This is a genomic window from Bacillus sp. FSL M8-0277 (assembly GCF_037975305.1).
Lineage (GTDB): Bacteria > Bacillota > Bacilli > Bacillales > Bacillaceae > Bacillus > Bacillus pumilus.
Genome location: NZ_CP150255.1, coordinates 1,299,645 through 1,311,923, shown reverse-complemented (window position 1 = coordinate 1,311,923; position 12,279 = coordinate 1,299,645). Strand labels below are relative to the sequence as shown.

Here is a 12,279-nt window from a genome sequence, read left to right as displayed (position 1 = left end):
TCAATTATTGTGCGACAGCTACTAATTCTACTTCGATATTTCCTTGAGTTGCTTTTGAATATGGGCATACGCCGTGTGCTTTATGAACAAGCTCATCTAATGCTGATTGCTCAATTCCAGTTCCTTTTACTTCTAGCTTAACGCCTAGTTTGAAGCCGCCATCTGAACTGTCTTTTACTAAGCTCACATGTGCTGTTACTTCACTTTCAAAACGGATACGCTCTTGTCTTGCGACCATTTGAAGGGCTGAATCAAAACATGCAGAGTAGCCTGCTGCAAATAATTGCTCTGGATTTGTTGCTTTTTCAATTTTTTTCGCTCTTGGTGTTCCAGGCATTGCTACATCATGCTCAAGCACACCATCAGTTGAAACAACCTTTCCTTCTCTTCCTCCTACAGCTGATACCGTTGCAGTAAATAAAACTTCTGACATGTATATAACCCTCTTTCTCTCCAATAATATTTTCTACAATTGAATTGTACACAATTAAAATTCAAGAGTCAACGAATACACACTCTTTTTTTAAGATTTCCTTTCTCCTCTATTTTATGTAAACAGTAAAAAAAGCCCTTAATAAGGGCTTTTAGATGATGTCTTGCTGCGCATTTGGTTGTTGTAGCGTATGGTTTCTGTTATCCGGGTCGGCATTTGCTGCTGCCAGCCATAACGCCAGGATGGTGATGCTTGTACAGACGACTGCCCATTTTTTAAAATTCATATAAACAATCCCCTCTCTGAATATAGATTCGAGCATGTTCCGCTTCTCCGTAGAACATGGAAGATTTTTCATAATCTTCCATTTCATTATAATACTTTGCGGTGTCTAATGCCAACTCCTCTATATCTGGATATGCATAGGCAGACTCTAAAAAATGAAAAATTCGTTTAATATGCTCCGCATCTTGCTTTAAATACAATGCTTCTAAAAATATCGTCTTTTGAATATGAATGTCATCTTGAAGTGCTTCTGCTCGCTTCATACATTCTTTTCTGTAGTGTAAGGCTTCTTCGTGTTTACCTTGTTTGTATAATATCTGAGCGGCTGTATAAAGAGGGTCTATGGATCGACGAAGGTGATCGGATTGATTTTGGTCAAATAACGAGATGGATTCTTTCATTAGTTCGAGTGCGCGGTCAAGATCTCCCATTCGGTAATAACTGTTGCCCATATTAAACAAAGAGGAAGCAATAAAACGCACATTTTGAAAGTCTCTTGATCTCGCAAGCGCTCTCTCGAGATGTGGTAATGCCTTTTCATGTCTTCTCATATCATCATAATTACCTGCCACAATAAATTCGCATTGGATCGTGCGAAGCGCATATAGCTCATGCTGAATATAGACATCTCGCGCCAGTTTGGCATGATGCATCGAGATATGTGTTTGTTTCATGTGATAATATATTTCTGACATTTTAAAATGAAATTCCGCACGTTCAATATCATCTGACACAAAAGAAAGCTTGTGCTCTGCCTTTTGATAAGACGAGATGGCAGCAATATACTGCCTACGGCCAAATTCATACATGCCTCTGAAAAAATGATAGTAGTATTCAAGCATGCCTGTGACATGTGTTTGATGCTCATCTATTTCTTTCGAAAGCTCGGAAAAGTTGGCGCGAAGCTTTCCTTCCTTTAATGGCTTTAAATAATCGAGCATGACCTCATGTCTGAATTCCATTAAAGAAAAATAGAGAAGCAAATTCTGATCTTCTTCCATTGAATCAAGAGAGGTGCGAATTTCCTGCTTTAGTTGTTCTGCTTGTTCTGAATCAAATCTGCGGATTAATTCATACCACTTGTTGATTTTCACTCCAATATCCGAAGAGGGAATGATTTTCGCCATACGTTGCCTTCTCCAATCTTCTCAAAATATAAAACATTACCATATTTTATCATACTTGACCGAAGAAATACAAAAATGAAAGGAAAAAGAGAGTCCTTTTGTCACAAGACTCTCTTTTGAATTCGTTATTCTCTTATTTGTCCTTGACCGCGAATGACAAACTTTTCAGAGGTTAAGGCAGGCAGACCCATAGGTCCTCTTGCATGCAGTTTTTGTGTGCTAATCCCTATTTCTGCTCCGTAGCCAAATTCAAAGCCATCTGTGAACCGAGTAGAGGCATTATGATAGACAGCGGCAGCGTCGACAGCTGTTAAGAACAGTGACGCATTTTGATCATTTTCCGTAATGATCGCTTCAGAGTGCTTGGAGCTATACGTTTGTATATGCTGAATCGCTTCTTCTATATTGGCTACGATTTTAATACTGACAATCGGCGCTAAAAACTCTGTTTCATAGTCCTCTGTAGTCGCTAATGAAGCACTTGGCGCAAGAGCACATACAGCTTCATCGCCCCGTATCTCTACCCCATTTGCATGAAGGGCTTCACATAACGAAGCGCCATATGTTTTTGCCCATGTTTCATGAATGACAATGCTCTCGATCGCGTTGCAAACAGACGGCCTTTTGGTTTTTGCATTCAGCACAATCTGCTCAGCCATTTCGTTTTTCGCTGTTTCATCAATGTAGATATGACAGTTCCCTGCACCTGTCTCAAGCACTGGCACGGTAGACTCTCTCACAACAAGATCAATTAAATTTTTCCCGCCGCGCGGAATAAGGACATCCAGATATTCATTTAAAGTGAACAGCGTTTTCGCCGTTTCACGGCCTGTATCTTCAATCAATTGCACACTGTCTACTGGAATATCCGTTGTGTGAAGCGCTTCATGGATCACCTTCACAATCGCTTTATTACTATGGATGGCAGAGGAGCTCCCGCGAAGAATAACAGCATTCCCAGTTTTCAAACAAAGGGTGGCAGCATCTACAGTCACGTTTGGTCTTGCTTCATAAATCATTCCAACCGTTCCAAGAGGCACACGCACCTTTTCGATGTACAGACCGTTTTCTTTTTGAATGGTTTCTAATGTTTCACCAATTGGGTCTTTTAGGTGAATGAGTTGAAGGGTCGCGTCTGCGATGGCTTCAATTCTCTCTTCCGTGAGTCTAATCCGGTCAATAACAGAAGGCGTGAACTGTTTTTCCTCTGCAGCTTGCACATCCTTTTTATTCTCATCGAGTAAATAAGCGGAAGATGCTTTAAGTGCCGTTGCGATGGCATGTAAAGCTGCATTTTTTTGCTCCGTCGTTTTTAGGAGCAGCTGATCTTTGGCTACACTTGCTTTTTTTGCTTTTTCAAGAACTTCATTCATCGTATTCCCTCCTCAGTTTTGTACATGCTGTACCCAGTGATCTCTGTGTATGACTTCAGGCTTCTCATTTGAAAGCTCATCACTTCGCATTCCTTTAATACTGAGAAGCTCATCGGATGCGTACAAGGTTTGTCCTTTACCTACTAGCCCATTCGGACCGACGACTTCAACGACCTCTCCTTTAGAAAAGTCACCAGCGACATCAATGACGCCAGCTGGAAGAAGACTTCTGCCATGATGCAAAATCGCCGCTTCCGCTCCTGCATCTATCATAATTTTCCCAGAAACGGGTGAATGGAATTGAATCCATTGACGGCGGTTGTTAACAGCTGATAAGTCCTGTTCTCCGATATACGTTCCGTCTCCTTGACCCGCTAGAATATGAAGCAGCTTATCCTCACCAGTACCTGTACCAATGAAGACTTTCACGCCTAGTGAAAGTGCCGTTTGTGCAGCAGACAGCTTTGATTTCATCCCGCCTGTTCCCACTTTTGAGCCTGTGCTCTTCGCATATGAAAACAATTCTTCTGAAATGTGTGTTAGTACATCAAAACGCTTCGCCTCAGGATGCTCATTTGGATTTGCATTATAAATACCGTTAATGTCTGTTAAGATGATCAATTGGTCTGCATGAATTAATCCACTGACAAGAGCTGACAGCATGTCATTATCACCAAAGGTAAGCTCCTCAATGGAGACAGAATCATTTTCATTAATGATCGGTAAAATTTTTCTTTCTAGCAGCTCCATCATCGTTGCATAAGCATTTCGATATCTTGTTCGATCTGAAAAGTCATTACGGGTTAAAAGCATTTGTGCAGGTGTCATGTGAAACTGTGAAAATAGTTCTGTATATTTCTGCATTAATAAGCCCTGACCAACGGCTGCTGCTGCCTGTTTTCCCTTTAAGGTCACAGGTCTTGATGGATACCCTAAGCTGCCAAACCCTGCTGCCACGGCTCCTGATGAAATTAAAATAATTTCATGCCCAGCCTCTTTCAGCTTTGCTATCGCTTTCACATGATCCTGCATTTTTTGTTCATCAATGGCTCCTTTTTGCTCTGTTAATGAACTGCTGCCAATTTTGATGACGATCCTTTGCTTTTTCATTATTGATTCCCTCCGCTATACCTTTAGGCACAAAAAAATCCCTTTTTCTCCTTATGTAAAGGACGAAAAGGGATTTTCCGTGGTACCACCTTCATTGAATAAGCATACATCTAGCTTATTCCACTCAACTCCTGTAACGCCAGGCACGCGCTTAGATTTTTCCTCTAAGGCTCAAAGGGCAGGTTCAGCAGCTGTCTGCGGCAAATGTTTCAGCATGTCATTTGCTCTCTTTACGCATCAGTTCCTGCTTACTATTCCTTTTCAACGCTCGTTAATTTTTTTATATTATCACCAATTGCAAAGGAAAAGTCAAGCGGTCAATTAAATACAATCGTTTTATTCTCATGCACAATAATTCGATCTTCTAGATGCCATTTGACGGCACGTGCAAGCACACTCCGCTCAATTGTTCGGCCAATATTTTTTAAAGCTTCCGCATCATCCCGGTGATCTACACGCTCTATATCCTGTTCAATGATCGGTCCTTCGTCTAAATCATTGGTCACATAATGAGAAGTTGCGCCAATTAATTTGACACCTCGCTCATATGCCCGCTTATATGGATTCGCACCGATAAACGCTGGCAGGAAGGAATGATGAATATTAATGATTTTGTTCGGGTGCTGTTCTATAAATCCAGGCGTTAAAATTTGCATGTATCTAGCAAGCACAATGGCATCAATATCATACTGTTCTAATAATGTGAGCTGCTGTTTTTCCGCTTCTTTGCGAATGTCTTTGTTCGCCTTCACAAAATGGAACGGAATTCCAAGCGCTTCTACTGTATCTTTTGCCGTTTCATGATTGCTGATGACGACCGCAATTTCAGCCATCAAATTGCCGCTTTGCCATTCCCATAGCAGCTCATGTAAACAATGAAGCTCTTTTGACACAAAGATTGCCAGCTTTTTCAGCTCACTTGCACGCGACATGCTCCACGTCATTTGAAAAGATGCTGCAATTGGTTCAAACTGCTGCTTCAGCTGATCCATATTTGCCGAGATGTCTTTCCAATCAAATTCAATTCTTAAAAAGAACAGGCCGCTTTCATGATCTGTTGTGTATTGGCTGGATTCAATGATATTTGCTCCGTGCTCAAATAAAAAGGAAGAGACAGCTGATACAATTCCAGGCTGATCCGGGCAGCTGACAAGCAATCTTCCTTTTTGCTCATGCTTTTGTCTGTGTAATTCAAGTTTCTCTGTTATCAAAGTTCTCATGTATCATGACCTCATTTACGTTTTCATTCTAATGAAATATTATACTGGACTGGAAAGAGAAAAAGCAATGTAGAGCCCTATTTTTCATTGAATATTCATTCAATTCTGCACCTATCGTGATATAATGTGAATAGACCTTTTATCATAAAAGGAGTGATGGAGATGAAAAGTATGACTTTGTTTGGAAAAGTGAGCTTTTGGCTCGGCATCATTTGTCTGATCACAGGTATTTTCCTTTTTATAGCCGGTGAAAGACTCATTCCTTTTCTCACATTTGGTGTGTGTTTTCTGCTTGTGAGCCAGCTTTACCGCAAAAATGAAAACGATTCCAATCATCATTCGATGTAACAAAAGGCTGGCATCTATCTGCCAGCCTTTTCTTATTCAATGATTTTCAATCCTACTGCCGCAGATAAAATCAGTGCGATGAAGAAAATACGTTTTGCGTCTTTCGATTCTCCGTAAAACAGCATACCGACGATGGCGCCTCCAGCAGCTCCGATTCCAGTCCAAATGGCATACGCCGTTCCCATCGGAATCGTGTTCATCGCAAGAGACAGCATCAGAAAGGACATCGAAAAGCCAGCCGCAATGAATAAAATCCATTTGACATGCTTGTCTTTTTGGAATTGGTTCATCATGGTCACACAAAACATTTCTAAGATGCCTGCTCCAATAAGTAAAAGCCAGCTCATGATTCAGCCTCTCCCTTCTTTTCACCTGTTGTCAGCTTCAGTCCTAATACACCGCACAAAAGCATGACAATCAAAAGCAGTTTGACAAGCTGAACCGGCTCACCAAGCACCATGCCTATGACGACGGTTCCTGCTGTCCCAAGCCCGGTAAAAACGGCATAAAGTGTGCCAACTGGGAGTACACTTGTTGCTTTCAGGAGTAAATAAAAGCTCACGATAATACAAACGATGGTTGCGCCCCATTCTATGAGCGAGTGGGCATATTTCAGCCCCATCACCCAGCCGACTTCAAAGATGGCCGCAATAAAGACATTTCCCCATTTCATCTGATCTTCTCCTTTCTGAACGATTCCAACCAACAAAAAAAGCCTGGAAATCGATCGTTTGATCAAATCTCCCGGGCTTTTATCCCTCCGTGTCCATATGGCCTCTTCTAAGACCCTATGTGTTTTCTCTCGGTCCAGACTGCGCCAGCGCACGGAACCCTAGAAAACCAATTCATGATAAACAGACCTGACTTAGAGCAGATTCTGTATTAAAAATCTTATCACACCCCGATATGCCGGTCTACCAGTTTGCTCTCCCTCTTCAAATATACTTGTTCATTTTTCGAAAGAAATGATTTCGGACCGGCGTATACTAAGTGTTAGAAACAGATCAACTGATAAAGAAGATCTGCGGGATATTTGCGTGCTGCTAACCGAAGGGAAATGAACGTATATGACAATCCATTTATTTTTTATTACATTGACGATCAAGCGTAAATACAAGGACATGGAGACCGTTCTTTACGAACAAGAAGTTGAAACATTTTATGAAGAAATGAAACAGAAACAACTAAAGTATATGAACTAAAACAGAAAAAATATGGAAGAAGGACCAAGTTAGACACGCTCAGACGTTAAAGGAACGATCATATCGCTGGTATAATGAACTCAGATTGATGTGATGAACGTTCAACTTTAGGATGCTGCATTTACAGATCATCCGTTGTATCGGTCCAAATAATGAAACCAAGAGGTGGATCGTATGATGATAACCGACGTACAGAAACATGAATTTTATCAAGCACTGGTTGACAAGAATCCGCAATATGACGGCACATTTTTCGCCGGCATTAAGACGACCGGTATCTTCTGCCATGCCACATGTACCGCTAGAAAACCAAAATATGAGAACTGTGAGTTTTTCTTTACAGCAGAGGAAGCACTGCTAGCAGGATATCGTCCGTGCAAGCGCTGCACTCCATTAACCTATCCAAACAGCATTCCAGAAGAAGTCAAAACACTCGTTTCAGCAGTTGAAACACATCCTGAAAAACGCTGGAAAGAAGAGGACTTTCGCGAGTTAGGGATTCACTCTGCAACGGCCCGGCGGAAATTCAAAGAAATCTACGGCATGACCTTTGTTCAATATGCGAGATCACGCCGAATGGGGCTTGCCTTTAAAGAAATTATGAATGGAAAAAAAGTGATTGATCAGCAGGTCGCCTTGGGCTATGATTCTTCGAGTGCCTTCAATGATGCCTTTACCAAAATCATGGGAAATCCCCCTAAAAAGACGCAGACTAAGATTCTCCATGCCAATTTTATTTCCACACCGATTGGACGGATGATCAGCGTGACAGATGCCGCGCATGTGTATTTACTGGAATTTATGGACAGGCGGGGACTAGAAAAGGAAATTGAGAACATGAGAAAAAAGCATCATGCGCGTATTTTAGTTGGGGAAACAAACGTCCACCAACAATTGGTAAAGGAATTGACCTTATATTTCGAGAAAAAACTGACGCAGTTTACCGTACCACTTTCCATGCATGGCACCCCTTTTCAAATGAAGGTGTGGGACCTGCTCACACGCATTCCATCAGGCGAAACAAGTTCATACCGAGATCTTGCTGTGATGCTAGGCGATCCGCATTTGGTCCGGGCGGTAGGGAATGCAAATGGTGCCAATCAATTGGCGATCATCATTCCATGCCACCGCGTCATTCAAACAAGTGGTGAGCTTGGCGGCTACGGCGGCGGGGTTGAACGTAAGAAATATTTACTTCAGCTAGAACAGCGGATATAAAATAAAAACGGCTCTGCTTATTTTGTAAGCGAGCCGTTTTCTTCGTTGCGGGTGATGCTGTATACATCAATGATTTGGTCCCATTTTGAAATGGTTTTTTCTTTTTTCATGCCCATTTTTAAAGCGACCTTTACCGATGCTTCATTGTCTGGGCGGATTAAGCTCACCATTCGTCTGACCTTCATTTCTTCAAAACCATAGGTGAGACAGCCTTTTGCGGCTTCAGCAGCATAGCCATTTCCCCACGCTGCTTTTTTTAGCATGTAGCCGATTTCAAGTTCTGTTTGTCCTTCAATGTTTTGCAGAACAATCCCGCTTTGTCCAAGTGGTTCATTCGTTTCTTTGTCTTCAATGATCCAGAGAGAAGTATGATACATACGGTCATTCTTTTGATTCCATGCAATCCACTCTTTCGTCTGCTGCTCATCCTTCAAAGAAGGATAATACTTCATTACTTCTTCATCTTGGAACAACATGTCATATAAAAATGATGCATCATGTTCATTCATCGTTCTCAGTCTAAGGCGCTCTGTTTCAAGCACTGTGCGTGTTTGAAGTTTCATTTATGATCCCCCCTCACTTACTGATTAAAAATATCACCGAACAATCCATTTGAATCTGGGGCAAAGTAATGGATTCCCGCACCGGTTAAACTAGCTGCTAGCGCCGTCCACATCATTAAACTGACTGTCATCCACACCGCAACTTGCTTTCTCTTCGTCCCGAAGCTCATGCACATAAATGCCGCTAGATGACTGCCGATGATAAAAGGACCAATAAGCGCTAATCCCGGGAGACCATATCGTTCCCAAATTTTTCTGGCTCGCAGTTGCTTTTTTTCTCCTTTTTCATCACTTTTGTCCTCTTTTCTCCTCAACCGCCATGCTTTGAAGCGGTCTACGAAAACAATGAGGAGCAAGACTGTGAGAAAGTTGCCGATGAATCCGATTACAGCCGTTGTCACAGGATGCAGTCCACCTAAGATGGCCAGTGGAACAACACCAACCACTTCAAAAAAAGGCAAAGCAGCCAATACAAAAACAAGTACATATCCCCATAAAATATCCAAGCATAGAACCCCTTTTCATTTTTGTCCTCTTCCCATTGTAATGAAAAATACGCTACCATTTCTACATTTTTTTAGAAAAAGAAAAGCACACCGGATGGATGTGCTCTATTTTTTACATCGTGTTTTCATTTTTCTTGTTCGCTCGGCGTAAGGCCATGAGCATAAGCCCTATTACGATCACAACCGATAGTAGACTTTGCATGAGAAGCACGCTTGGTGATGTCCAGCCAAGCCATTCGAATATGAGCTGCGGTCCGAAGAAGATAACCGGTATCAATGAAACGACATTCGCCTTTAAGATTGCATTAAAGACAATGATACATAACAGCATAAGCAGGATGACGCCCAATCTTTGACCTGAGGTCAGCACAAGTAATGGTGTGCCGAGCTTTTGATCCAATAGTTTGATTGTGACCATTGAAGTCAGTTGAAAGATTCCTAAGATCCAAAAATAAAGAAATGCCCGGCCGCCTGTCTGAAAGGCAGACGCTCTAAACATCACAATAATCATGATGACATTGGCTACTAAAACGAGCGGATAGCCAATTAACGCATACCAAGAATAGGATAAGCTTTGACTGATCGCATCTGATAAAATCATATAAAAGAGTGAACCAATTAAGAAGGCACTGACGAAAGGAACCCAGTCTTTATGGTTTCCTGACAGCTCTTTTGCGAGTTCATCAGCATAGCCCCTCGGATCTCCGCCAAACACAGCCTCCCCTGTTTTACCATCTTTTTCAGCCTCAACCGCATGTGTCGTTAGCTCATCCATCAGCTCATCAATTTCGTCCTCATTTTTTCCCATTGATATGAGATAAAATTTCAGCTCTAGTAAGATGTGTCTTGTTTCTTTTGATACCATAATCTCACTTCCCTTTTTGTAGTAAACAGTTCACATTTTTTGAAAGCTCACTCCAGCGGGTAATAAACTCTGTGAGCGCTTGTTCTCCAGCTTGTGTGAGCGTATAGTATTTCCTTTTCGGCCCGCTTGCTGATGCTTTTGTGACAGTGGTCACAAGCTGTTCCTTTTGCATACGCAGCAGAATCGGGTAGATACTGCCTTCACTAATTTGATCAAATCCATAATGAGCGAGCTTCTTCGTCATTTCATATCCATAAATCTCACCCTCTGAAATAATCGACAGCAGGCAGCCTTCTAAAATTCCTTTTAGCATTTGTGTGGATGTTGTCATCTTTGTTCCTCCGATTCCAGTACCTTGCATCACAAGATAGCATCATCTTACCACACACTATCTTGCCATGCAAGATACCGTTCTAGAAAAAAATCACCGCTTAAAGGGTGATTTTTACGCCCATGGTTTATCTGTCCCAAGTGCGTCAGCCAGTGCCTTGCTATGCTTTCGGCGGCTTTTTCTTTCTTCAGCCCGCTGTTTTGCGGTTTGATGCAGCATGATTTCTTCCTCTGTTTCCGGCATGACTTGTGGGACTTTCTTTGGCTTCCCATTGTCATCTAACGACACAAAGGTAAGAAATGAAGTCGCTGCGAGTCTGCGCTCTCCAGACATCAAGTTTTCTTTGATAACCTTAACGAACACTTCCATAGAAGACGTACCCACCCATGTGACATAGGACTCTAAACATACCGACTCCTTTTGTCCAATTGGTTCTAAAAAATCAACTGAATCCATTGATGCCGTGACCGTTTCACATCGGCTGTGCCTTGCTGCCGAGATGGAGGCAATGTCATCTATATAACTCATTAATTTTCCACCAAATAAGGTTTGGTGATTATTCGTATCGAGAGGGAATACCCTGCTGGTTTTGACAACTTTTGATTCCTTGCAGTATTTAAAATTTTCTTCACTCATCATCATAGCTCCTTCTTGCTGTTTTCGTGAATGCGGAACGACTTTTATTAAACACTATTCTTTTAGGTTTGTCTAAACATTTTGCTTTAGTCTCCTGTGAGAGATTTTCTTTCGGAAATGTTTCAACTATGACTAGAACGAGGAATAATAGAACTATGAACAAACAAGGAGGCCATTTGATGGATTCTATGAGAGCAGAACAAATACACAAAATGCCGCAATGCATGAGTGAATATGACGATTTACAAGAAGTCCTTTTATGCAGTCCCATCTATATGGAAATCAAACAGATCATCAACGAAACCCAAAAACATTTTGCAAGAGAAAATATTACTCAAATGAAAGCCATTACTCAGCATAAGCAATTGATCCAAACCCTAAAAGACCATCAAGTACGCCCCATTATGCTTCCTGCAAATGACCGCTTTCCTGAACAAGTGTTTACCCGGGATATTGGGTTTACGATTGGACATACACTCTTTGTTTCAAGCATGGCCGCTCCAGTTAGGCAAGGAGAAGAACAATTGTTAAAAGAGTGGGCACAGGGAAATGGGTTGAAGACTGTTACCCTGACAAATGGAACGATTGAAGGCGGCGATGTGCTTGTGGATCAAAGACGCGTATTTGTCGGAACGAGCAAAAGAACAAACCCAGCCGCTATTCATGAGCTTAAAAAAGAACTGCCGGATCATGACATCATTCCCATTCATCTTCCTGCTCACATTTTGCATCTCGATTGTGTGATGAATATTCTCTCTCATGATGAGATATTGATTTATCCAGAAGCGTTCAAAAAAGAGGATCTTCACCTGCTCAACATGCATTATCATCTAATTGAAATAAGCGAACAAGAGCAATTCACACTCGGCCCAAACGTTTTATCCATTGGACAGAAAAAAGTGATCAGTTTGCCCATCAATCAAGAAACAAATGCTGCATTAACCGCTCACGGCTACACTGTCATTGAAGTGGATTTTTCAGAAATCATTAAATCTGGCGGCTCTTTTAGATGCTGCACATTGCCGATTAGGCGTTCGTTCACTAAAAAAGCCAGCGTGTAGA

The 12,279-nt window shown here is 41.7% G+C and carries 17 protein-coding genes, 1 riboswitch and 1 other annotated feature; of the genes, 4 read left to right on the top strand and 13 right to left on the bottom strand.

What is annotated here, in order from left to right:
* Positions 1–4: 4 nt before the first annotated feature.
* The 6 genes from MKZ05_RS06425 to purU all read right to left on the bottom strand — a co-directional run bounded on the left by MKZ05_RS06425 (position 5) and on the right by purU (position 5,548).
* A complete protein-coding gene (locus MKZ05_RS06425) occupies positions 5–433 on the bottom strand; it encodes an organic hydroperoxide resistance protein (protein WP_044138892.1) in 429 nt (142 codons plus the stop codon).
* Positions 434–584: 151 nt separating this feature from the next.
* The gene (locus MKZ05_RS06420; protein ID WP_050945190.1) at positions 585–719 is read right to left on the bottom strand and encodes a hypothetical protein; all 135 of its coding nucleotides are present in this window, start codon (positions 717–719) and stop codon (positions 585–587) included.
* On the bottom strand, positions 709–1,845 hold the full coding sequence (locus MKZ05_RS06415) for a Rap family tetratricopeptide repeat protein (RefSeq protein WP_212045793.1): 1,137 nt from the start codon (positions 1,843–1,845) through the stop codon (positions 709–711). Before MKZ05_RS06415 ends, MKZ05_RS06420 begins: the two co-directional genes overlap by 11 nt.
* A 125-nt stretch (positions 1,846–1,970) precedes the next feature.
* Positions 1,971–3,218 (bottom strand): glutamate-5-semialdehyde dehydrogenase, encoded by a 1,248-nt coding sequence (locus MKZ05_RS06410; RefSeq protein WP_226805092.1) that lies wholly within the window; start codon positions 3,216–3,218, stop codon positions 1,971–1,973.
* Positions 3,219–3,230: 12 nt separating this feature from the next.
* Positions 3,231–4,328 carry a glutamate 5-kinase gene (gene proB / locus MKZ05_RS06405; protein WP_003211523.1) on the bottom strand — a complete coding sequence of 366 codons (1,098 nt, stop codon included), beginning with the start codon at positions 4,326–4,328 and terminating at the stop codon, positions 3,231–3,233.
* Positions 4,329–4,383: 55 nt separating this feature from the next.
* Positions 4,384–4,602, bottom strand: a binding site (T-box leader).
* A 43-nt stretch (positions 4,603–4,645) separates the two neighbouring features.
* Positions 4,646–5,548 carry a formyltetrahydrofolate deformylase gene (gene purU, locus MKZ05_RS06400; RefSeq protein WP_339161902.1) on the bottom strand — a complete coding sequence of 301 codons (903 nt, stop codon included), beginning with the start codon at positions 5,546–5,548 and terminating at the stop codon, positions 4,646–4,648.
* A gap of 162 nt (positions 5,549–5,710) precedes the next feature.
* Here purU and MKZ05_RS06395 point away from each other — a divergent pair, with 162 nt between their 5' ends.
* Complete coding sequence (locus MKZ05_RS06395) at positions 5,711–5,896, top strand: hypothetical protein (protein ID WP_050945194.1); 186 nt, start codon at positions 5,711–5,713, stop codon at positions 5,894–5,896.
* A gap of 32 nt (positions 5,897–5,928) precedes the next feature.
* Here the strand turns inward: MKZ05_RS06395 and MKZ05_RS06390 are convergent, their stop codons facing one another.
* Together MKZ05_RS06390 and MKZ05_RS06385 are read right to left on the bottom strand one after the other, a co-directional pair.
* The gene (locus tag MKZ05_RS06390; RefSeq protein WP_003212530.1) at positions 5,929–6,243 is read right to left on the bottom strand and encodes a multidrug efflux SMR transporter; all 315 of its coding nucleotides are present in this window, start codon (positions 6,241–6,243) and stop codon (positions 5,929–5,931) included.
* The gene (locus tag MKZ05_RS06385) at positions 6,240–6,569 is read right to left on the bottom strand and encodes a multidrug efflux SMR transporter (RefSeq protein ID WP_003211810.1); all 330 of its coding nucleotides are present in this window, start codon (positions 6,567–6,569) and stop codon (positions 6,240–6,242) included. The genes MKZ05_RS06390 and MKZ05_RS06385 overlap by 4 nt, the downstream gene beginning before the upstream one ends.
* A 66-nt stretch (positions 6,570–6,635) precedes the next feature.
* Positions 6,636–6,743: riboswitch (guanidine-I (ykkC/yxkD leader) on the bottom strand.
* 220 nt (positions 6,744–6,963) lie between these two features.
* Here MKZ05_RS06385 and MKZ05_RS06380 point away from each other — a divergent pair.
* Together MKZ05_RS06380 and MKZ05_RS06375 are read left to right on the top strand one after the other, a co-directional pair.
* Positions 6,964–7,098: a YrzI family small protein gene (locus MKZ05_RS06380; RefSeq protein ID WP_003212325.1), complete on the top strand. Its 135-nt coding sequence runs from the start codon at positions 6,964–6,966 to the stop codon at positions 7,096–7,098.
* Positions 7,099–7,272: 174 nt separating this feature from the next.
* Entirely contained in the window at positions 7,273–8,316 is a 1,044-nt protein-coding gene (locus MKZ05_RS06375; RefSeq protein ID WP_339161897.1) for a trifunctional transcriptional activator/DNA repair protein Ada/methylated-DNA--[protein]-cysteine S-methyltransferase, read from the top strand.
* 17 nt (positions 8,317–8,333) lie between these two features.
* On the opposite strand, the gene MKZ05_RS06370 is transcribed toward MKZ05_RS06375, so the two are convergent.
* From MKZ05_RS06370 to MKZ05_RS06350, 5 genes are all read right to left on the bottom strand, one after another.
* Entirely contained in the window at positions 8,334–8,879 is a 546-nt protein-coding gene (locus MKZ05_RS06370; protein ID WP_137054731.1) for a GNAT family N-acetyltransferase, read from the bottom strand.
* Between the two features lie 17 nt (positions 8,880–8,896).
* Positions 8,897–9,385 carry a small multi-drug export protein gene (locus tag MKZ05_RS06365; RefSeq protein WP_003211008.1) on the bottom strand — a complete coding sequence of 163 codons (489 nt, stop codon included), beginning with the start codon at positions 9,383–9,385 and terminating at the stop codon, positions 8,897–8,899.
* 112 nt (positions 9,386–9,497) lie between these two features.
* Entirely contained in the window at positions 9,498–10,250 is a 753-nt protein-coding gene (locus tag MKZ05_RS06360; RefSeq protein WP_335353082.1) for a hypothetical protein, read from the bottom strand.
* Between the two features lie 4 nt (positions 10,251–10,254).
* Positions 10,255–10,581 (bottom strand): PadR family transcriptional regulator, encoded by a 327-nt coding sequence (locus MKZ05_RS06355; RefSeq protein ID WP_012009682.1) that lies wholly within the window; start codon positions 10,579–10,581, stop codon positions 10,255–10,257.
* Between the two features lie 114 nt (positions 10,582–10,695).
* Positions 10,696–11,217: an acyl-CoA thioesterase gene (locus tag MKZ05_RS06350; RefSeq protein ID WP_034619972.1), complete on the bottom strand. Its 522-nt coding sequence runs from the start codon at positions 11,215–11,217 to the stop codon at positions 10,696–10,698.
* A gap of 179 nt (positions 11,218–11,396) precedes the next feature.
* Here MKZ05_RS06350 and MKZ05_RS06345 point away from each other — a divergent pair, with 179 nt between their 5' ends.
* Entirely contained in the window at positions 11,397–12,278 is an 882-nt protein-coding gene (locus MKZ05_RS06345) for a dimethylarginine dimethylaminohydrolase family protein (RefSeq protein ID WP_339161893.1), read from the top strand.
* Position 12,279: the final 1 nt, after the last annotated feature.